The sequence below is a fragment of the Levilactobacillus mulengensis genome (genome assembly GCF_003946045.1).
GTDB classification, from domain to species: Bacteria; Bacillota; Bacilli; order Lactobacillales; family Lactobacillaceae; genus Levilactobacillus; species Levilactobacillus mulengensis.
Window position 1 is genome coordinate 180,411 of record NZ_RHNW01000004.1, and the last position, 21,181, is coordinate 201,591.

At 51.5% G+C, this 21,181-nt stretch carries 20 protein-coding genes; 12 read left to right on the forward strand and 8 right to left on the reverse strand.

Annotated elements, in window-relative coordinates; translation table 11 throughout:
- The first annotated feature begins 39 nt into the window (after positions 1 to 39).
- On the forward strand, positions 40 to 576 hold the full coding sequence (locus tag EKM84_RS06055; protein WP_125764733.1) for a hypothetical protein: 537 nt from the start codon (positions 40 to 42) through the stop codon (positions 574 to 576).
- A 42-nt stretch (positions 577 to 618) separates the two neighbouring features.
- Here EKM84_RS06055 and EKM84_RS06060 read toward each other — a convergent pair whose 3' ends face one another.
- Positions 619 to 957 carry an ArsR/SmtB family transcription factor gene (locus EKM84_RS06060; protein ID WP_125764735.1) on the reverse strand — a complete coding sequence of 113 codons (339 nt, stop codon included), beginning with the start codon at positions 955 to 957 and terminating at the stop codon, positions 619 to 621.
- A 74-nt stretch (positions 958 to 1,031) separates the two neighbouring features.
- Between EKM84_RS06060 and EKM84_RS06065 the strand changes: the two genes are divergently transcribed.
- Positions 1,032 to 1,631, forward strand: a complete 600-nt coding sequence (locus tag EKM84_RS06065) for a cadmium resistance transporter (RefSeq protein ID WP_225418156.1) — start codon at positions 1,032 to 1,034, stop codon at positions 1,629 to 1,631.
- 83 nt (positions 1,632 to 1,714) lie between these two features.
- On the opposite strand, the gene EKM84_RS06070 is transcribed toward EKM84_RS06065, so the two are convergent.
- On the reverse strand, positions 1,715 to 2,728 hold the full coding sequence (locus tag EKM84_RS06070; RefSeq protein ID WP_404819568.1) for a YeiH family protein: 1,014 nt from the start codon (positions 2,726 to 2,728) through the stop codon (positions 1,715 to 1,717).
- A gap of 399 nt (positions 2,729 to 3,127) precedes the next feature.
- Here EKM84_RS06070 and EKM84_RS06075 point away from each other — a divergent pair, with 399 nt between their 5' ends.
- From EKM84_RS06075 to EKM84_RS06095, 5 genes are all read left to right on the forward strand, one after another.
- Positions 3,128 to 4,003 (forward strand): LysR family transcriptional regulator, encoded by an 876-nt coding sequence (locus EKM84_RS06075; protein WP_125764742.1) that lies wholly within the window; start codon positions 3,128 to 3,130, stop codon positions 4,001 to 4,003.
- Between the two features lie 488 nt (positions 4,004 to 4,491).
- Entirely contained in the window at positions 4,492 to 5,691 is a 1,200-nt protein-coding gene (locus EKM84_RS06080) for an MFS transporter (protein WP_125764744.1), read from the forward strand.
- A 758-nt stretch (positions 5,692 to 6,449) separates the two neighbouring features.
- Positions 6,450 to 7,310, forward strand: coding sequence for an AraC family transcriptional regulator (locus EKM84_RS06085; protein WP_125764746.1), 861 nt, complete (start codon positions 6,450 to 6,452; stop codon positions 7,308 to 7,310).
- Positions 7,311 to 7,788: 478 nt separating this feature from the next.
- The gene (locus EKM84_RS06090) at positions 7,789 to 9,420 is read left to right on the forward strand and encodes an ABC-F family ATP-binding cassette domain-containing protein (RefSeq protein WP_125764748.1); all 1,632 of its coding nucleotides are present in this window, start codon (positions 7,789 to 7,791) and stop codon (positions 9,418 to 9,420) included.
- 256 nt (positions 9,421 to 9,676) lie between these two features.
- Complete coding sequence (locus tag EKM84_RS06095) at positions 9,677 to 9,958, forward strand: type II toxin-antitoxin system RelB/DinJ family antitoxin (RefSeq protein WP_125764750.1); 282 nt, start codon at positions 9,677 to 9,679, stop codon at positions 9,956 to 9,958.
- 89 nt (positions 9,959 to 10,047) lie between these two features.
- Here EKM84_RS06095 and EKM84_RS06100 read toward each other — a convergent pair whose 3' ends face one another.
- Both EKM84_RS06100 and EKM84_RS06105 read right to left on the reverse strand, forming a co-directional pair.
- Positions 10,048 to 10,989: a DMT family transporter gene (locus EKM84_RS06100; protein WP_125764752.1), complete on the reverse strand. Its 942-nt coding sequence runs from the start codon at positions 10,987 to 10,989 to the stop codon at positions 10,048 to 10,050.
- Positions 10,990 to 11,115: 126 nt separating this feature from the next.
- Entirely contained in the window at positions 11,116 to 12,057 is a 942-nt protein-coding gene (locus tag EKM84_RS06105) for a nucleoside hydrolase (protein WP_125764754.1), read from the reverse strand.
- A 185-nt stretch (positions 12,058 to 12,242) separates the two neighbouring features.
- On the opposite strand from EKM84_RS06105, the gene EKM84_RS06110 reads away from it, so the two are divergent.
- Positions 12,243 to 12,461, forward strand: a complete 219-nt coding sequence (locus tag EKM84_RS06110; protein ID WP_125764756.1) for a hypothetical protein — start codon at positions 12,243 to 12,245, stop codon at positions 12,459 to 12,461.
- A gap of 89 nt (positions 12,462 to 12,550) precedes the next feature.
- Here the strand turns inward: EKM84_RS06110 and EKM84_RS06115 are convergent, their stop codons facing one another.
- The gene (locus EKM84_RS06115; RefSeq protein ID WP_125764758.1) at positions 12,551 to 14,266 is read right to left on the reverse strand and encodes an aryl-sulfate sulfotransferase; all 1,716 of its coding nucleotides are present in this window, start codon (positions 14,264 to 14,266) and stop codon (positions 12,551 to 12,553) included.
- Between the two features lie 621 nt (positions 14,267 to 14,887).
- Between EKM84_RS06115 and EKM84_RS06120 the strand changes: the two genes are divergently transcribed.
- The 4 genes from EKM84_RS06120 (at position 14,888) to EKM84_RS06135 (ending at position 18,563) form a co-directional block, all read left to right on the forward strand.
- On the forward strand, positions 14,888 to 15,616 hold the full coding sequence (locus EKM84_RS06120; protein WP_125764760.1) for a DUF975 family protein: 729 nt from the start codon (positions 14,888 to 14,890) through the stop codon (positions 15,614 to 15,616).
- 737 nt (positions 15,617 to 16,353) lie between these two features.
- Positions 16,354 to 16,725 (forward strand): GntR family transcriptional regulator, encoded by a 372-nt coding sequence (locus EKM84_RS06125; RefSeq protein WP_125764762.1) that lies wholly within the window; start codon positions 16,354 to 16,356, stop codon positions 16,723 to 16,725.
- Entirely contained in the window at positions 16,722 to 17,615 is an 894-nt protein-coding gene (locus tag EKM84_RS06130; protein ID WP_125764764.1) for an ATP-binding cassette domain-containing protein, read from the forward strand. The genes EKM84_RS06125 and EKM84_RS06130 overlap by 4 nt, the downstream gene beginning before the upstream one ends.
- A gap of 12 nt (positions 17,616 to 17,627) precedes the next feature.
- Positions 17,628 to 18,563 (forward strand): ABC transporter permease, encoded by a 936-nt coding sequence (locus tag EKM84_RS06135; RefSeq protein WP_125764766.1) that lies wholly within the window; start codon positions 17,628 to 17,630, stop codon positions 18,561 to 18,563.
- Positions 18,564 to 18,735: 172 nt separating this feature from the next.
- Here the strand turns inward: EKM84_RS06135 and EKM84_RS06140 are convergent, their stop codons facing one another.
- The 3 genes from EKM84_RS06140 to EKM84_RS06150 are packed head-to-tail and all read right to left on the reverse strand — an operon-like array spanning position 18,736 to position 21,021.
- Positions 18,736 to 19,086 (reverse strand): DUF2200 domain-containing protein, encoded by a 351-nt coding sequence (locus EKM84_RS06140; RefSeq protein WP_125764768.1) that lies wholly within the window; start codon positions 19,084 to 19,086, stop codon positions 18,736 to 18,738.
- 26 nt (positions 19,087 to 19,112) lie between these two features.
- Positions 19,113 to 20,555: a PH domain-containing protein gene (locus EKM84_RS06145; protein WP_125764770.1), complete on the reverse strand. Its 1,443-nt coding sequence runs from the start codon at positions 20,553 to 20,555 to the stop codon at positions 19,113 to 19,115.
- Positions 20,542 to 21,021, reverse strand: a complete 480-nt coding sequence (locus EKM84_RS06150; protein ID WP_125764772.1) for a PH domain-containing protein — start codon at positions 21,019 to 21,021, stop codon at positions 20,542 to 20,544. Before EKM84_RS06150 ends, EKM84_RS06145 begins: the two co-directional genes overlap by 14 nt.
- Between the last annotated feature and the right edge of the window lie 160 nt (positions 21,022 to 21,181).

The window sequence follows — 21,181 nt, forward strand, 5'->3', positions numbered from 1 at the left end:
AATATATGCCGTGAAAAATAAATATTTGGAGGAGATTTCATGGAGTTGAAACGACGTGGTATTTTATTGGTTCTAGTTTTGTCAATGATATTCGGGGTAGGAATGATGACGAGTTCATCGAATCAGGTGGCCTTTGCTAAGACGCGAAGAACAATGAAGACCTTTCCCAAGAGCATTCGGGGGACTTGGTATAGTTATCAGGATCATAAAATGTCTCGGACTAAAATTACAGCAAAAAAAATTGTTAGTGATGGCTATGTATATCGATTACACTCACGAAAGGTAACCTATGTTGTGAAAAATAACGCTAAGATGAAGCATCCATCTTGGGTTACAGCTGGAATGATAACTCTTAGTAATAAAGAACGTTGGGTAAACGTGATGGGATGGTATCAAACAGCAGGTGATGGCAGCTCCTACCGGAAAGTGACACATAAATTAGCTGGTCATAAACACAGCATTCTACAAGTATCTGTTGGTGCAGAATTTTGGACATATAGTCATGGCTATCATAGCAAGCATTTGGCCAAGAAGTATGGCAATCACTACTTTAAAGGCGAACGTATAAATAAATAATCGCAAACAAAAAACCGTTTGGAACGTCCATTCCAAACGGTTTTAATGTCCATGTGTTTTCCCACGCAACACGTGATCAACGTGCGCCAGGGTTTCGTTAACGATATCTAAAATATGGGGATCATCGAGTTGGTAAAAACTCTGTTTGCCCACGCGACGTGAGGAGACTAACTGTTCCTTTTTAAGCATGGCCAACTGGTGGGAGACCACGGATTGTTCCGCTGCCAGTAGGGTGCTGAGCTCGCTGACGTTGAGTTCCCGTTGTTCCAGCAAGTAGAGAATTTGCAGACGGGTCGTATTGCTTAATAATTTAAAAATGTCCTGGGACGCACCCAGCGCGGGTTCAGTGATTAAATGCACGTTTTCAGTAATATCTGTCATGAAAAAGCTTGCTCCTTTCATATGAACGTGATAACATATGTTGTAGATAACATGTGTAAAGGGATGAGTTCATGATGAAGACGATTTTAACCGGGGTGACGGCGTATATCTCCACCGGGTTAGACTACTTAATTATTCTAATGGTAATCTTCGGCCGCGTAAAGCACCAAGACCGCTGGCTGGTCCTAATCGGGGATTTTTTAGGGACCATTGTGCTGGTCGGGAGCTCGTTAGCCATCGCGTTTTTCCTGGGCTTCGTGCCCGCGCCGTGGCTACTGGGCTTTCTGGGATTGATTCCAATTTACTTGGGAATCAAGCTCTGGGTGGCCGGGGATGACGATGATACCGACGCCATCGCGGCCAAGGTCGCTGATCCGAAACGCCTGATTGGCAGTGTGGCGTTGATTACCATGGCAACCTGTGGGGCGGATAACGTGGGTATCTATGTCCCACTCTTCACCACGGTTGCGCCGGCCACGATACCGCTAATTTTACTGACGTTTGCCGTGATGGTCGTGATTTTCTGGGAAATTGGCTATCGGTTGGCCTGCCTGCCCAAGGTGGCGGATGTTTTGGAAAAGGAAGGGCGCTACATTACGATTGCTGTGTACATCCTGATTGGGCTGTACATCTTATGGGACAGTGGGACGTTCCAGCATTTGTTAGCCCTGTGATAGTGGAACAGTCTTCATGAAAAAAGCGACACCCGCAATTTTGTGGGCGTCGCTTTAATTGTGTTGTCAGTTTAAAAGAGTGGCTAGAAGAACAACTTGCTGGCAATCGTCACACCGGTTAGGAGTACGACGGACGACAGTGTGGCTGCGAGGAAGGCATTGCCCCCGCGCTGGAAAATGACGCGGAAGTTGACGCTCATGCCCAGGGCAGCCATGGCCATGCCCAAGAAGATGTAAGCCAATTTGACCAAGGCGGCTAACGCAGCGGCGCCCAGCGGAATCCAGGTACCGATGACGCTGGTCAACAGAAAGCCGGCCATGAACCAAGGAATCGGCAGCTTGGTGGGGCCGTCGTTGGTCGTGGTGCCGGCCGTTTGCTTCTGGTACCACCAGCCAATGATGAGGGCGGCGGGGGCCAGCAACAGGACCCGGGATAACTTGGTGATGATGGCCGTGTCTAAACTGACCGGACCACCCGCACTCCCGGCCGCAACGGCGTGGGCGATTTCGTGCAGGGACCCACCCGTCATGACCCCGAATTGGACGGCGGTCAGGTGGAGGAGTGGTTTCAACCCAATTTCAATCAAGGTAAAGACCGTTCCTAAAATGGCGACGATGGCCACGGCCAGGACTTCGTTTTCGCGCTGACGTTCGGCCTTGTCCGGACTTACCTTGATCTGCGGCGACACGCCCATCACGGCAGCGGCCCCACAGATGCTGGTCCCGGTGGCGGTGAGAATGGCCAGCTCCCGGTCGACGCCGAGCTTGCGGCTGAGGTTGTAGGTCAGAAGCACCATCCCGGTGACCACGACGGCGGCCAAGGTAATCGTCTTGACACCAGCTTGAGCGAGTTGAATCAGGTTCAATTTGAACCCTAAAAGAATAATCCCTAAACGCAGAAATTTATTACTGATGAAACCGATCCCGGCGCGATTGGCGTTGACTGCCTGTGGTGCCAGTTGGAGCGCCATGCCCAGCAGGAGGGCGATGACCAGGGCACCGACTAAGTTCAGGTAAGGCAGTTGGGCCAGCTCGCTGCCGGCGACGGCGCAGATTAGGGTTAGACCGGCGGCACCCCAGAAGCTGCGTGTCGCCATAGTTGCTCGAATATTCAAATGAAACTCCTCCTCAAATGGGTTAAACCGGTCGTTGCCAGTGCCTCCGGGATGGTGAAAATGAGACCGGTTCGCGGTGGGCGGGCGTCCAGAGCCAAAAGGCGGTCTCTGAACTTACTTTGAGCCGCTGGGAAACGCGTCTCAAAGATACCAAGTCCCTAAGCGGCCAGGCCCGCCACTAAGGGACTTCCCACGGCTGGGCTCATTTTCACCATCCCTGCGGCTAGCATGGGTTTAATCCATAGAAATGTTTGTTATTACTAATAATCCGTTCTTATTAAGCAAGTAATAGTTTACTGGAAATTTGTTATAAGATAAAATTGGGATATTTAATAACACTATAAATTCAGCTTATAATGAAGCCAATTTGGAGGTGTTCGGATGTTAGATAATCGTTATCAAACGTTATTAGTGCTGGTGCAGACCAAATCGTATACGCAAACGGCGCGGCAGTTATTTATTACGCAACCGGCCGTGTCGCAACAGATCAAGAGTTTGGAGACGGAATTAAATGTAGAGTTGGTGCACTACGAACGGCCGCATTTAACCATTACGCCGGCGGGGCAGGAGCTGGCCGCTTTTGTGCAGCGGGTGCAGGTGCAGGCGGGCAAGGTCGTTGCCAGTCTCCAGCATCCACAGGCCCAACGGCAACTCACCTTTAGCACGACCCTTTCGCTGAGTGAATTTCTCGCGCCCCAATTGATTCGGCTGCTGCAAGGCCAGGCGGACTACCGGCAAGTGACCTGTCAGGTAACCAACACTCAGGCGGCGTTGACGGCCATCGATGAGGGGACCAGCGACTTTGCTTTAATTGAAGGGAATTTTGACAAGACCCGCTACGATTACCAAATTGTTCGCGAGGAACCCTTCGTGGGCGTCATCGCCGCGGATCAATCGGTCGCCCAACAGGCAACGGTGAGCTGGCACGACCTCACGGCATATCCCTTGTTGGTCCGGGAAGAGGGATCCGGTAGCCGGGAAATCCTGGTCAGTCTGGCCCAGGCGGCCAATGTCACATTAGCTGAATTCAGCCAGTTGATCACCGTCAACAATCCAGCGGCCATTCGTCAACTGCTGCTACGAGGTGCGGGTATCAGTTTTGTTTACCGCTCGGTCGTGGCTGACGAGTTGGCCAGTGGTCAGCTGAAGGTCCTACCGTTACCGGCCGGCCACCTGTTACATGACCTAGATGTGGTCTACGCCCGCGACAGCGTCTTCGCGATGAACTACCGGCGTTGGGCTAAGGCACTGGGGTAATGGAGCGGCTAGTCAGGCTGGAAAATTGTTATCATATAAAATTCTCAGTGAATGGATACGTTTCAGTCCGGAATGTTGATAACCAGTGGTTATGGGGGAATAGCTGTATTTGGAACTAAGCCAGTCTTCTACCATAAAGATGGACACAAAATCGATGGTAACCCGCCGCTAATATGAGTTGAATCAATATGAGCCGGGAGGGTGGTGAAAATGAGTTCAGCCGTGGGATTTGCTGGGCAGAGCCTAGCAAATGGCGACTTTGAGACTCGAATTTTGAGGCTCAAAGCGAGTTCAGAGACCGTACTTTGGCTCTGGACGTCCTGCCCACAGCGTTCCAATCTCATTTTCACCACCCGGTAGGCGCTGCAAACATTAATAAAATAAAGGTTGCACCCGTTATTCTTTGAGCGTAAGATTAGACAACTGTCATTAAATATTGTTATTATTATAATATTGTTGTCAAAATCTCAGAGAAGGGGTGAGCCACCGTGACGAAAAAAACGAAACGGGCCATTTTTATCTTAATCTTTAGTGAATTTTTAGTGTGTTTGGGAATCAGTTTGATCATTCCGGTCATGCCATTCTTGAAAACCGAGTTACATCTAACCGCAACCGACATGGGGATTATGAATGCCCTGTTTGCCTTCGCCCAGTTCGTGGCGTCACCCCTGATTGGGCGATTGTCCGATCGGATTGGTCGGAAACCAGTCCTGACGGCGGGCCTGATTTTATTCATGGTCTCCGAAGTCCTGTTTGCCCTGACCAACTACCTGTGGGTCTTCGACATCTCCCGGCTGATTGGGGGGCTGTCCGCCGCGATGGTTGTGCCAACCGCAATGGCGTTAGCGTCCGACATTACCACGAAACGGCAACGCGCCAAGGTTATCGGCTGGCTGTCGGCGGCCTTTAGTGGGGGCCTGATCTTAGGCCCTGGTATCGGGGGAATCCTAGCCGGTATCAGCTACAAGACGCCGTTTTGGGTCGCCGGTGGGTTAGGCTTGATCAGTGCCATTGTGCTGATCAGCCTCTTGCCAAATGACGTCGAAACCAACCGCGTCGTTGAGGAACCGGCGGCAGACGCCCAGCCTTCCGCGCACCCCATGACCCGAGCGTTTTGGACGGTGCCCATCATCATCTTATTTACGATGATTCTGGTTTCTTCCTTTGGGTTGCAAGGGTTTGAAAGCATCTACAGTATCTACGTCAACGAAGTGTTTAACTTTAGTCTGAGCAACATTGCGTTGGTCCTGACGTTAAACGGACTGATTTCCCTGTTTCTGCAGGTGGCCATGTTTGACACGCTCGTTAGCAAATTTGGCGAGCGCCGGGTCATCCGGATGTGCTTCTTCTTGGCAGCCATCTGTACGATTTGGATTACGCAGGCGCACACCAAGATTGAGGTCATGATTGCCACGCTGATTATTTTCTCAGCGTTCGACCTCTTACGGCCAGCCATCACCACGCTACTGACGAAGGCTAGTGAGTCTGACCAAGGCCTGATCAACGGGCTGAACATGTCCCTGACCAGTATCGGGAACATCGTTGGGCCAATCATGTCGGGGATGCTCCTCGACTGGAACACCCACGTGCCATACCTGGTCGTGTCTGGCTTCCTGATTGTGTCCTACTTGATGGCGTTCCTACTGAAACGGCCGGAGAGTTTGCGACCGAACCAATCAACAGAATAAATAAAGTAAAGGTCAATCCGATTGTGGATTGACCTTTTTGAATGGCGCATTTAACGAATCTGTTTAGGACAGAAGGAGAACTATAGTTATAAGCCGTCAGAGCGTGTGCGGCTAGTGATAATAGTGATCAGAGGCGAATCAAAGTGGCCAGGCGAGGTGGAAGACCGTTTCTCAGGCTGGAACCGTTCCCCACAGCAGGGCAGGTTGAATTCGCTGCCGGGAACGGCAATACAACACCCATTTTCGCTAATCTGAAACGCAAAAAAGCCACGTCCCCAAGACGTGACTTTACTGTTTCCCCCAAAGACTCCGGTGGCCAATACCTATCCTACTGGTGATTTTCTCGGTCGTTTCCCCCCAGAAACGACTGGGAAAATCAGACGAACACGTTGGAAGTGTTGCCGGTTCGGCCGTTGCCCCCACAACGACGGAACTTTGCGGTCTGATTTTCTATAGGAGAATGATTTGGTTACGGCCCAAATCATTCCAGGTGGGTGGACGGTCGGTTAGGTATTTCCCCTTAAATACTAAGCCGATAATCGTCGAATCCGGTCAATGGTCAGATACGAGACTTTTTAACGCCCATCCGGATGTTACAAGTTCATTATATCGGGGGGAACGCAAATCTATAATCCCGTAATCTAATGATTGGATTACTAAATTTAACCTTATTTTCGTCGGACGTGGTATGCTTGTAGCTGAAGAGTACGTTAAATTGGTATATCTTAGCCGAAAGGACAGAAATGGGGGTATCTGGAATGCCACGGCCGTATCATGAACGTTTAGATTTTACTACTGTATTGCCACTGCGGGTGATTTCACACGGGACCGGTGGACCGAAGATGGTTTTGCCACATTGGCATCAAGCCGTTGAATTGGCCTATGCCTATCGGGGCCACCCGGGCACCGTACATATCGGGAGCTCGTCGTATGAATTGACCGAGGAACACTTGTACGTGGTCAATTCTGAAGTTGTCCACAGTTATGAAACTTTCTTAGACGAGGAGGATCAAATCATCACGCTGCTGTTACCACAGGCTTGGCTGCGGAACGTGGTGGCCAACGAGCAGCTGCCTATTTGGGGACCGTTGGAATTAGACCTGCGCGCAGAGCCGTATCAGGAGCTGGCACGGTCGGTTCACACGCTGGCGACTAATGCTGTGATGGAGCCGGATGAGCGCGCAGATTATCTAGCCAGCTTAGGTGCGGAATATCAATTGGTGGGTCAGTTGTTAAAGCACTTGACGGTTAATGGGCAAGTCAATAGTGACCAGTTGCCGTTGCCAGACCCCTTGCGCCAAGCTGTTACCGAGATTCAAAACAACTACGGCGAGGCGGTTTCGATTGCCAAGATGGCCGAACAGCTGAACTATTCCAGCGTTTATTTTTCCCGATACTTCAAGGAATACATGGGGGTTTCACCCAAGGTCTACCTGGGGCAAATCCGTTTGGAACGCGCCACCCAGCTCCTAATGACCTCGCAGGAATCCATTCAGAGCATTGCCATGAAGACCGGGTTCCGCACGGAGAAAAACTTCTTCGTCACCTTCAAGCAACGCTACCAAATGACGCCCAAGACCTACCGCGAAAAGTACGCGGCGGAACAGTCCTGGTCGTAGGTGGAGACTAATAGGATTTTAGCGCACCCAGAATCAAAATGTGAGTGATGCGTAATCAATGTTCATTAGTGAAGAAAATGTAACAGACGCGGCGTGGTGAACTTGCGTGGACAATGTGAGTGACCAGAGGCGGATCAAGATGACCAGCTGTGTCGGTGGTCTTAACTGAGGGGGCTTCACAGTTTAGAGCACGGGACGGCCTTGGAAACTCGCGAACCTTAGCGAGGGTTCAAGCCAAGGTGGAAGCCCGCCCTTTAGGCTGGAACCGTTCCCCACAGCAGGGCATCTTGAATCCGCCGCCGGGAACGGATACGCCCACCGCATAGAGTTTATGTTCAAGAACCCAGCGGATACGTTGCTTGTCAGTAAGATTTATGGTAAACTACGCTAACATGTCATAACGAATATAAGTTGAAGCCAACGTCGCCGTTAACCTGACACGTTGGTTTTTTACACGCAAATACAGGAGGTATCGTTCATGTTAACCGTCAATAATGTCAGTATGCAGTTCTCCGACCGGAAGCTCTACGACGATGTTAATCTCAAGTTCACCCCAGGAAACTGCTACGGGGTCATTGGCGCTAACGGCGCTGGGAAGTCCACGTTCCTGAAAATTATCGAAGGCAAATTAAAGCCAACTAGTGGGAACGTTTCAATGGGACCCAACGAGCGGATGTCCAGCTTGAACCAAGATCACTTTGCTTTTGAAGATAACTTGGTCATGGACACGGTCATTCAAGGCCACAAGAAGTTGTACGATATCATGGTAGAAAAGAACGCCATTTACATGAAACCAGATTTTAGCGACGCAGATGGGATTCGGGCCGCTGAACTGGAAGGCGAATTTGGCGAAATGGGCGGTTGGGAAGCCGAAGCCGAAGCGAGTCAAATGTTACAGGCTTTGGGCATCGACGAATCACTCCACCAAGTGCCAATGAGTGAACTGACGGAACCGCAAAAGGTGAAAGTCCTGTTGGGCCAAGCTCTGTTCGGTCACCCCGACGTTTTACTGTTGGACGAACCGACCAACGGGTTGGATGTCCAATCGATTAGCTGGCTGGAAAACTTCCTGGCGGACTACGAAAACACTGTTATCGTCGTTTCTCATGACCGGCATTTCTTGAACCAGGTCTGCACGCACATGTGTGACGTGGACTTTGGGAAGATTACGCTGTTCGTTGGGAACTACGATTTCTGGATGGAATCTAGCGAATTGGCCGCGCAATTGAAGGCTAACGCTAACGCTAAGAAGGCCGACCAAATCAAGCAGCTGCAAGAATTCGTGGCCCGGTTCAGTGCCAACGCCTCGAAATCTAAGCAGGCAACGTCGCGGAAGAAGCAATTGGAAAAAATCACGTTGGATGACATCAAGCCATCTTCACGGAAGTACCCCTTCATCAAGTTCAATCCAGAACGCGAATTGGGGAACGACCTGGTGCGCTTGGAACACGTGTCCAAGGCCATCGATGGCGTGACGATTTTAGACGACGTGAGTTTCACGTTGCGGCCAGGCGAGAAGACCGCCTTTATCAGCCGGAATGACGTAACGACCACGACGTTGATGCAGATTGTTGCCGGCGAAATGGCACCAGACAGCGGTAACGTGGTCTGGGGGCAAACGACCAGCACGACCTACCTGCCGAAGAACGTGAATGACTACTTTGCCGAAAACCAAATGACGGTGATCGACTGGTTACGTCAGTTCGCTTCCAAGGAAGAAAGTGACAACACCTTCCTCCGGGGATTCTTAGGGAAAATGCTGTTCTCTGGGGACGACGTGAACCGTGAAGTTGACGTGATGTCCGGGGGCGAAAAGGTCCGGGCCATGCTGTCCAAGATGATGTTGAGCAAGGCCAACGTGCTGTTGCTGGATGATCCAACCAACCATTTGGACTTGGAATCCATCACCGCGTTGAACGACAGTCTGGTTGGGTTCAGTGGCAGTATCCTGTTCACTTCCCATGACCACGAGTTCATTCAAACGATTGCCAACCGCATCATTGAGGTATCACCAAAGGGTATCGTTGACCGAGCTGACACGACTTACGATGAATTCTTGGGCCACAAACAGGTTCAGGACCAAGTCGCTAAGCTGTATGACGCTGAATAAATTTTAACCAAAATAAAGGACGCTAACACAGGCTCCTTGCCGTTTGCAGGTGAGGGGGATGGGTTAGCGCCTTTTTTGTCGTCCATGTGGAAAAAACTGGCAGGTGGTCAAGACGCTGGGGCCATTTTGCCGGCTAACCATTTAACGTCTTAATGGCGATAGGGCCTAAAACGATAACCATTGTCTGACCCTATAAGTGCATGTTACCTTGGGGTCGTAGGTGGCGGTTAGACGTCAATTATAAAGGAGCGTAATCATGACAAAATTAAATGAACCCACACAACCAGAGCACCTTGACTTGGCATTAGATCCGCAATTAAAGCGGGATGCGACAGCAGTTTATCAACAATACGGGATGAGCCTGACGACGGCCATTCACCTGTTCTTACAGCAATCGGTGACGGATCACGACTTGCCCTTCGACTTGGAACTCAGTAAGGAGCAACTACAGGCGGAACTTGCGCGGGAAAAGGCTACCGGCGATACGCAATCGTTGGCGGCCGTGGAGGCGTTGTGGCAGGATTGGAAAGATTTGTAGACTAGGTCAATCAGCTGAATAGATAGTGAGTAGTTAAAACAGGTAGTGCCCGGACTAATCCGAGTGCTACCTGTTTTTGACGTCATTATTTAGAATAACCGAATCAAAACGACCCCGCCAATGAGAATCAACAGGCCGAGCAACTGAACGGCCACGACGGGCTTGCGTTTGGCCCCCAGCAGGCCGAATTGGTCGACCAACAAGCCACCGGCGATCTGGCCAAGTAAGGCGAAGACTACCGTTTGACCGGTCCCGATGATGGGCGCCAGATAGGCGTTTCCCAGGACGAAGATACCGCCCATGGCCCCGCCAATCCAGATCCACCAAGGCTTACCGTGACCAGTGGCCCGCTTGATTTCCCGGAAGCCGTGATTGACGACCAGGACAATGAAGAAGAGGCAGAGGGCCCCGACTAGAAATGAGATGAAGGCGGCGTGGAGCGCCGAGTTCAGGGCCAGGCCCAGCCGGCCGTTGATGGTCGTCTGCATAGCACCTAACGCCCCCGTACAGATGCCTAGTAGCCGCCAGGGCCACGGGTTACCAGCGCTAGCAGCATCGGACTGACCATTAGCTCGGCGCCGAAGAATGTCTGGCAGAGCGACGGTGATGACGATACCAGCCAACGCTAGCAGCAAGCCCGTGGCCCTTACCCAGGTCAAAGGTTGCTGGGTGGAGTTGAACCAGCCAAAATTATCGATGATGGATCCCATGAAGACTTGGCCCAAAATTGGCATAATAGCGGTTTGGACCCCGCCGATGTGGGGGAAGAGGAGAATGTTGGTGGTTAAAAAGATAACGCCCAAGAGACCGCCAATCCAAATCCACCAAGGCTGCGTGGCAAAGATATTTCCAGAGACACCTAAAGATTCGCGGCTAGCCAGCATCACCACGGCCAAGAAGAGTGTGCCAATGGTAAAGGACACGAAGGAGGCTTGATAGGGTGAGCCAATGAAGCTCCGCAACCGAGAATTTACAGCGCTTTGAAGCGACAGGATGATACCAATAACGATACCGATGGTGATGGGAAGCATAATTTTTCCTCCTCAAAGACATTTTCATGATAGTTGTGGTTAACCGCGGCTTATGTAGAGAGTCGACGCAACTGAAATTAATGCGACAAAAAAGGAGTAGTCCGTTGACCACTCCCTTAGTATAGCTTATTTATCGGCTAAAATCGCCAGTTCGTCGATTCGTTTGAAGAAGGCGTCGTGGTCAACCGTGGTGACCAACGTGACGGGACGACCCGCTGGGGTTTCAAAGGTCCGACCGCGACCAGGACCGGTGGTGAGGACGTCACTGGTGACCTGCTTGGTCGTGACAATGGCTGGGGATTCACTGGCAACCGTTGCCAAGACATCCCACAGGAAGTACGTTGAGTTCGTTTCAAAGTGTTGGAGAGCAGGAACTAGGGCGTATCCTTGGCCAATGAAATCAATGGCTGGATGTTGCCGTTGTAAAGCCCAATTTTGCCGGATGGCAGGGGTTAACGGCACCTGGCGGGTACTTTCCAAGCCGACCATTTGAATGGCGATGTCGCTATCCCAAACCGTCTTAACGGCTTCCGGATCCCAGAAAGCGTTCCACTCAGTCGTACCGTCTTGTTCGGGCTCGGCGACATTTCCACGGCCGTCAAAGGTCCCGCCCATCCAGTAAAGTTTGTCGATCTTAGCGGTGATACCGGGTTCCAGGACGATGGCCCGGGCCAAGTCAGTTAAAGGACCGGTCATGACCAGTGTCGTTTGGCCGTCAGTCTGGTTGAGTTTGTCAATTAAATCCAGGTGAGCGGGTTTAGCCGCAACGGGCGTGGTGATGGTTCCCGCTTCGTTCAGAATGGGGAGCGCGTCGAGACTAAAGGCATCGAGCCGCCACTCCTTGGGAAAGGGATGGACGCCACGAGAGTCCGAAGCTGCGACGTCTAGTTGGGCGCCATGGCCGAACCGGTCGATGATCTTACGACTGGCCGCCAGTGCGGGTTCCAGGTAGGAATCAGCGCCGACAACCCCCACGCCAGTCAGATGAACGTCAGGCATTTGCAGCAATAACAATAAAGAAACTAAATCGTCGACACTACCGTCATGATTGAAATAAACATTACGCATGGCACAATCGCTCCCTTTTATTACGAACGTTATAATTGATTTGTTCTTCAATAGTTCATATTCTACCGAACTGACCCGCGGATTGCAAGGGTGTTTCCGAATTATTTTAGCCAGGGTTAAGGAAACTTTCGTATACTTGTAAACAGGTTAATGAACAAGTGGTTAATCGAAAGGATGAGTACGGAATGAAATCAGTCCGTCAAGGGCCTAAACATTGGTTAGCACTATTGGTAGCAGGAGTTATCCTCTTTGCCGGTGGTGGCGGAATGGGGTATATGCTGGGCCAACAGCAAGCCAAATCCGCACAAACAACGCAATTAAAAAATGCCCCGAAAGGTATGAAGAGTCGGCCGTCCGGTAAACCTAGTGGGGTGCCGGGACAAAGTAGCGGTAGTAGCAATTAACGAACATTGGTGCAATTGTGGCACATAAAAAATGCGTAACACCGTCAAAAAAACTGACAGGTGGTACGCATTTTTAGTGTGAGTTTCGGTTACTTTGTCGTAATTTTATTTAACCCAACAGTCGCGCTACCCGGATACAACGCCATGCGTTGCGCGCGGTAGCTCCAGTCGCCGTGTTTGAAATGGGTGCGGTTGACGTCGAAGACGATTTGGTTCGTCTTGCGGTTGACCTCGACGAACTCGCTACGTTTCCCGTTGCTGGCATACCCAAAGCCAATCAGGGTGTTGTTGCGACCGACAGCGTAACTACTGCCGACGATGTTGGTGAAGTTACGTTGACCCAACGTTTTCCCAAAGCTCCAGGTCTTGGTGACCGTGTGCTCCAGCTGGTTGATCGAAACGATTTCACCGGCCGACCACTTCTTGGACTGCTTGGTCTTACCACGAGTGACGGGCACGTTGTTGTCATAGAATTCGAGGCCAACCGTGTTACCTTTAGTCTGTTGCGGAATGATGTTGACCGCGTGTTGGCCACCGTTGTAGCGGTAGTTCTGGGTGGTTGGTTGTAAGAGATACTGCTGATAATGCTTTGGCAGCTTTTCTGGAGCAGCCAGAATCCATTTTAAATTCGTCGTCTTATAGTTAATGGCAAAAATCATATCCTGGTTTCGACCGGAGACGATGAGTTCATCCTTCTTGGCATCGTAGACCATCGAATTTTGGTGGAACCAGTCGATCTTGCCGTCAGGACGGTGCGTGCCCGTGTAGTGGGTGTAGGCCGATTGGGGAAGAATCCGCTTGAGGTCAATGACTTTGACGATTTTGGCCGTCTTGTAATCAATCTCGATCATGGTGTCTTCCACGTACTTGCTACTCCCGTCGTCGACCGTCAGCAACAGGTTGTGGTTCGGCAACTCGATGGCATCGTGATGAATCACGGTGTTAGTTTCCAGCTTGCTGTGATCCTTGCGCGTTGGAAATTTCCCTTCAAAGTTGTATTGCCGGTAAACGCGGCCGTAGAAGTCGGTTTCACGAAGCGCGTTATATTTGTGCTCGCTCGCGGAAATCTTGGTGAGAATCAGCAGGTGGTTGTTAGCCAGGCGTTTGAAAACGTGGGAGATGAGGTTGGTGCTGTACCACCGAATCTTCCCCTGCGCGTCCAATCCATAGGTGATACCTTGGCTGGAGACGGCAAACGTCAGCCGGTTGTTGCCCTTACCCAACGCCATCTTCTGGGGATGGCTGGTCTTCAGCGTGTTTTTGCCGATTTCCTTGGGTGCCTTGCCCGTCTGCATGGTGTACGTGGCGTAGGTCTTTTGCCCGTTTTTCTTGGTAAACGTCAGCGTCACCCGGTTGGTCCGGTTGGCGTAGAGGCCGAGCACCCCAATGGCGTGATTGGTGTGGTACTTGGGCAGATATTTCGTCAGTGTGGTCTTGGGCGTATCCCCGTGAACGGTGAGTTTTACCTTCGTGGCGGCCTGGGTCTTAACCAGAATCAAGCCGGAAAGGGGAGATGTCTCGTACGGATTGACGATGACCTTTGCGTGGGCAACGCCGGGCGTCAACTGCGCCAATTGTTGCCGGTAGCCAGCGGTAATCTTGTTGGTCGCCGTGGTGTTCTTCGTCGAAATGGCGGGTCGCAGATTCAGCTTGATCTGGCTGGTCGACAGCACATTTTTCTTGTGGTAGTGCTGATGAACGAGCAGGACCTTACGAACATTGTGTCGTTCGTGGTAGGCCCCAGCGCCACCGATGACAACCAGTGCAAGCACCACGCTCAAACTGATTTTCCAAAACTTCTTCATAATATGACAAACTCCTTACCTATTTTCCGTGCGAATAACGAACAATTGCTCCTGCTATTTTAGCAATTAATTGTGTCAAAGACAACCGCACCCATAGTAACAAAGATTCCATGTGTGAATTAATATGTGGTCGAAGTCAGGAAATTTCGGTTAGTGGGGGAGTTTTCCTATTGCCCAAACTAAAAATCTTGTATACTATTATTAGCTTCAACGTTAACTGAATAGGGAAACCTTTCAGGTGAACAATGATTAATGGAGAGCGACTGTTGGTACAATGATGTGCTTACTCATGGGAAGATAATTTGCGAAGATAATTCTGACTATGAGGATGGTGAAATTTAGTTACTATGTGAGTGACCAGAGGCGGGCCAAGTTGCCCAGCTGTGTCAGTGGCCTTGGCTGAGGGATTTGCTCAGCCTAGCTCACGGGACGACCTTTGAGACCGTTTTTCAGGCTCAAAGTCGAGGTTGAAGCCCGCTCTTGGGCTGGAACCGGCCCCATAGCAGGGCAGCTTGAGACCGCCGGCGGGAACGAAATGGTAACGTGGTTTTTACCAGCTATTTAGGTAAGCAACTTGTTGGGCAACGGTTGAGACGAGGCAACTCGTCGGGAGGAGAAGACATGGACAAACAAGATCGGTTAAACTTTAAGTTGGGGGCCAAGCAACAGGTCACCACCAACTTTAAATTCTATTTGCTATTATCAATTTTATGGTTAGCACTCCAATGGATTGGCGGGAGCATGTACGCCCGCGATATGAACTGGGTAGAACGCATCAACGAGGGAAATGGGATGGGCCTCAATGGCTTCTTCTCGTTTGCGGGGCTATTTTTCTTAGTTGCCGCTATGTTGCGGATGGGGGCCCGGCTGACCATGATCGATTTGGATCGGGGCAAGGCGACCTTGGATAACCCGATTCAACGCAGTTTTGCACTGTTCGACAAGGGTCAATATTTCTTAGGCTGGATTTTCATCAGCATCTTGGTCGGGATTTTCACCTTCCTGTGGTCGTTACTGCTGGTATTCCCCGGTATCATCAAGGCCTACGCGTATTCTCAAGCATTCTACATTTACCGTGACGCGTACGACCGGGGCGAGCAAATGTCGGCGCTACAAGCTATTACGGCGTCTCGTCGACTGATGGATGGCAACAAGTCGTTCCTGTTCATCATGGACTTAAGTTTCATTCTCTGGTTCCTGCTGGTCTCTATCACGTTCAACATTGCTGGCTTGTTCGTCTACCCATACTACGATATGGCCCGGGCCAAGTTCTACAACCAGCTGGTGGTTCGTCAACAGGACCAACCAGGCGCCACGCAATTCACCGACGATTCCCAACGTGAGGACTAGCTGAAATGTTCTGGCTAATTGCTGGTCATGCTGGTCGTTGGGGTCGCCTTACCGGGCGGGCCAAATAGACCGTGACGCTGTGGACGGACGCCGGAAGCCGAAGGGCGGTCTTCCGGCTTACTTTGAGCCGCCAAGAACGAGTCTCAAAGCTACCATTTCTCTAGCCGGCACTAATCACCGATAAGAGAATTCCCACGGCTGAGTCCATTTGGCTCGCTCTCACGGCTAACGATAGTGTGACGGGAGCGTCTTGGTTTCTCGGCTAAGGGTGGCCGTAGTTGGCGTGACGTCGATTAAATATAACTGTATAAATGACAAGGAGACTTCTGCAGAGGCCTCTTTTTTTGTTGGCGTGATCGTAACCAGCAATCACGTAAACTCGGAGACACAAGCAAAGCTGGCAAGACCGCCACACTGATTTGGCAAGTCCGGTCCTTGCGCCAGCGTCAGTGAAGCCGGAGGCAGCCAGATTCGGCTATCCCTGTGTCGATGGTGTTGGACCGGTGGTTTTTCCGGTCTTACAGCATGGGACGACTTTGAAGACACGCGGGCTTCGTGGCTTCAAAGCGAGCCGGAAGACCGCTTCTCAGGCTGGAGGCGGTCCCCACAGGGTAGTCGTGTCTGGCGGCCGCAGGCGAAACGAAAATCAAAGCTCAAAAAAGGACTTGCCAAATCGAGTGTACTAGGTATAATAGTACACACAGGACACGTGGCACACACCAAGGGGTGAGAGAAACATGCAAACAAACGATTCAAGCCTACCCTACTACGAACAGCTAGTTCTCCGGGTCAAACAGCAGATCGTCCAAGGCATTTTACAGCCGGGCGACCGTTTACCATCCGTGCGAGACATGGCGCGGCAGGAACAGCTGAACCCGAACACGGTCAGTAAGGCGTATAAGCAGTTGGAAAGTCAGCAGGTCATCACCACCGTTCATGGCAAGGGCACGTACGTCCGCGAGACCACGACGGCGGCCGGCGACTCGGCGCAGGTCGTGGCAAGTAAAAAGCAATTAATGACATTACTCACAGAGATTCGGTATTTAGGGGTCCCACTCGATGAAGTTGTGAGTTGGATCAAGGCGGCATATGAGGGGGCAGAACAATGACCTTGGAAGTGAAAGCATTAAGCAAACAGATCAATGGGAAATCCATTATCGACGATATTAGTTTCAAATGGGCGCCGGGCGAAATCATCGGGCTCGTTGGTCGGAACGGCGTGGGGAAGACCACGTTGTTTCGAACGATGATGAACCATTACGTGCCGGACCGCGGCGAAGTTGTGGTGGATGACCAGAACCTGGCTCAGGTTTCCGTTAAGCAGCGGGAAGTCTTCTTCCTGGACACGCAGTACAACTTTTTAAGCAATTATAGTTTAAAGGAGTTGCCAGATTTCTTTGGCATCGTCTATCCGCAATTTGACCGGCAACGGTACGTCGAGCTCCTGAATCAGTTTGACCTAAACGCGGGGAGTCAGTATCGCCGGTTATCTAAAGGGATGCGGGCGCTGGTCAACGTGATTTTAGCGCTGACTTCTAACGCGACCTATCTGATTTTAGACGAACCCTTTGATGGGTTGGACGTTATCGTGCGCGAAAATATTGCGACGATGGTGATTGATGAGGTGGCCGAACAACAGAAGGGTTTCCTGATTTCCTCCCACGATTTAAACGAGTTAGATGGATTGAGTGACCGGGTCTTACTGCTAAAGGAAAGCAAGCTGGTTCACGATTACAATCTGGAAGACGTGCGGGCATCGGCCAAGAAGATTCAACTGGTGTTGCGCGACAAGACGATTCCGGCTGTCTTAAAGGAACACAGCCAGTTGATTCGCGTTTCCGGCCGGGTGTTGGTGGTCGTCATTACCGATTACACGGACGCCATCGATCAGGAACTACGGGCGCTAGACCCCGTGTTGCTTGAAGAATTACCGTTGGCGTTGGAAGACCTGTTCCGGGCGAACTTAGCCCACGACACGGGTTATCAATTGCTGAAATAGGGGGCGGAGACTTTGCAAAAACAATTAAACAAGTTAATTTGGCGGCGTCACCGACGGCTATTTGGCCTGATTGGCGGCCTATCTTTACTGGTAGCCCTGTCCAACGTGGTGGTCGTGTTGCATACCTTGAGTAATGAGAACAACGTGCACGAATTAGTTAGCAACAAGATCAATCAGTGGCAAATTTATGATACCAATGAATTTTCCGCTTATTCATTTTGGCTCTACTTTGCTTTTTGGATGCTGGGCTTTGTGTTGATGAATACGGATCTGAAGGACAACTTTAACCAATTCTTATTCAGTAGTGGCTTTACCCGGCGGCGGGTCTATTGGACCAAGTTGGGGATGGGCTTAGGGGCTGCAATTGCTGTGGCCGTCTTGACGATAGCTTTTCAGTGTGGTATTTTTTGGGTCAGTCTTCCGGCAAGCGTGGGCTTTCATTTAGCCTGGCCGGGGCTATTGACCTCATGGGCGTCCGGCTTGGCGGGCTCCATCGGGTTCTTCGCCATTTGCTGGTTTGCCGCGTTGATTATCGGGCAAACGGGTGCATTGGCGATTACCGTTATTGGTTTTTCACTATCGTTAACGGGCGTCATCAATATTGTCGAAAGCATTTTCGGCAAAACGGGCATGGGTCTCAGTAGCACACAATTTTCGTGGTTGTGGGCCGGTATCTCACTGGTCGCAGCACTGATTTTGTTCGTCTGGGGGGCCTATTTATACCCACGACTGTCACTGGAACACAACGGCGAGTACCTACTCTTCCCGGGGTTGAAAGTGCCAGTATACATCGTGTTCGTCGTGTACGTGACTTTCCTAAACGCTTGGAACGCAGCCGACGGCACTTCCGCCGTGATTGCCTTTCTGGTCTCGGTCGCCTTCGGTTATTTCTGGCTTTGGCGGCCCAGCATCATGGAAAAGTGGCACGAACGACGGTCTCGAGGTTAAGGCTAGAGAGTGAGTCGGAGTAGGCAATTAAAATCGTGACATCGGTGGCCACCAGCTTGGGGAAGCTGGGGTTGCCAAGGGGAACCGTCACACGTTGGGGAACGTGGGGCGGTCAAAAAAGACGCGGTATCTGTCGTAAGTGACAGGTGCCGCGTCTTTTGATGTCGTGATATTAGTGCCGGAGAACTTGTGCCATGGTTTTGCCGTGGGCGAGCTCATCGACGAGCTTATCCAGATAGCGAATGGCTTGCATGGTCGGATCCGAAATCGTCTCGACCCGGACGCCGCAAATGACGCCAGTGATGAGTTGTCGCTTGGGATTGAGTTGGGGCGCGTGATCGAAAAATTCTTGGCAAGTGATTTGGTCTGTCAGGGCCTGTTGCAGCTGGACGTCGGTCATGCCCGTCAGCCAGGTGATGACCTGATTGAGCTCGGCAGTCGTCCGCTGTTTCTTATGGAGCTTGGCCTGATACAACGGATAGATCTTAGCAAAGGGCATCTTGAATATCCGGGGTTCGGTCATAAGGGAAACTCCTTTCGACTAGTGACTTAGGCTTGGTGCAGGTACCATTGATAAATGTCGTTCGCGGCGGTTACTGCGAGGTAACGCAGGTGAATCGACTGATTCTTATTGCCGTGGCGCACGTTAATGGTCAGGTGTGCGAGCTGGGTGCGTTTCATCCAAATGGAGCGTTTCAGCTTCATGGACTGAATTTTATCGACCGGGACGTAGTAGACCTCGCGGGTCCAGAAGTGGCCGGTCTGCAAGGCCAGCAACGTTGGCGTGATGAGATTGCCGGCGGTATTGTGCGCGGCGTAGCGGCCTTCCATGGCGGCGATGGGTAGTAAGATGAGGCTTAGCCAGCCCCAACTGGGAAACAGCCACCAGAGTAGGGCCACGGGGGCGGCCACGATGAGCAGAGCATTACGAATCTGATACCAGCTCCGGGGGACGGTCAGTTGACTGAGGTCGGGCCGTTGGGCGGGCAGCCAGTCAATGAATGGTCGCATGACGGTGTAGACGGTGGGTGTCGGAATGACCGGCATCACGACCAGGTCGTTGTCGTCATCGTCGCTCGCAGCCTTGGAAGCAATCAGAATCTGGACCGTTTGGAGATGCAGCCACTGTCGCAAAATATTTTGCTTGATGCGGACGGCCTGTAGCCGATTCAGCGGGGCAGTGATGGTGTTGCGTTGAAATAACCCCTTGGCCGTAATCAAGTTGTCGTCGCGACGCGTGAGTTCGAAATGGTAGTAACGGGTCAGCGTCCAGAGAAAGGCACCCAGCCAGGCCACCACGATGATGACCAGGGCGCCACCAATCAATAGTGCCAAAGCCAAGTGGCTCGCATCCGCAATCAGGTGGTCGGATAGTGACCGGGGAACCTTGTTGTAGAGTCCCAGCAGGACCAGCAGAAACGGAATGAAGATGAGCGACGTGAGTCCAAATTTGATCAAATCGCCATTGTTGATCTGGTAGTGTGAGTCTGCTGAGGTGCTAGGAGTCTCCGTGGTTGGCATTGCCTCATTGGTTACTGAGCCGTTGGCGATTGGTGCCAGACTGGCTTGTCGGCGACGCTCAATCGCCACGGCCACGCTGGTTGGGACGGCGGCGAGGCGGGCTTCCGGTGTCCGGTCCTCGTGGCTGGCGGTTTCAATCAGAACCTCCTCCAGCTTGAAGGGTTTCAGATAGAACCACTGCTTGCTCTGGACCGTTTGAATCCGGGAATAGGGGATGTGTTCGTGGTGGCGAACGAAGACGCCGGAGTGAATGATCACGGCGTTTTCGTCGACCACGTAGGTCAGGGTCAGCCATTTGGCAAGGGGATCGAGGATAAAGGCCATAACTAGTAACGTGATGATGGCCCAGAACCAAATGGAATCTGTCTCACGCTGGGTGAATAGTAGAATAATTAAAAACCAATAATCCTTAAATGATTTCGCAATGTGTTGGAGCAGGCCCAACGGATGGGTGCGCTTAGGCTTGGTCATGGCGGGCCTCCTGCGCCAACCGCATGATTTGTTCACGGAGACGCTCAGCTTCTGGTAATTCCAGGCCCTCGATGTCGTGGCTGGTGGCGGCCGTGGCGATGGAGACCTTGGTCAACTTTTGCCACTGTAGTAAGGGACCGGCGTTCAGCGTGACGTTTTGCACCCGGGCGATGGGGATGGCGACGCGCTTTTGGAAAATGAAGCCGGCCTGCATTTCCACGGCCAGGTCGGTGATCTGGTAGCGGGTAAAGCGGTAACGGTAGGGAATCAAGCCCGTTTCAATCGTGGGCTCGATGACGGTTAGGATTAAAAAGAAGATGACCAGCCAAAAGGGCCAGTCCCAGAATTTGTAGGCAAGCCAGATCAGGCCGTCGAGGACCAGTAGGACGAGCAGGCTGCCGAGGGCGCTAAAGCCCCAGATACGCTTGATGCGGGGTGGTAATTGATGGGTCTGTGGTTGTTCCATGTGTGTGACTCCTCCCTGTGATAGTCCTAGTGTATCAAGCCAACGCATGGTTGACAACCTTGACTGAAATGGTTCGGAAATGTCCGGCAGGATGGACGAATTTAGGGGTAAATAGCTTGACGTGATGGACGAGTTCGCGCTTAAAAATTAAGTCAACAGC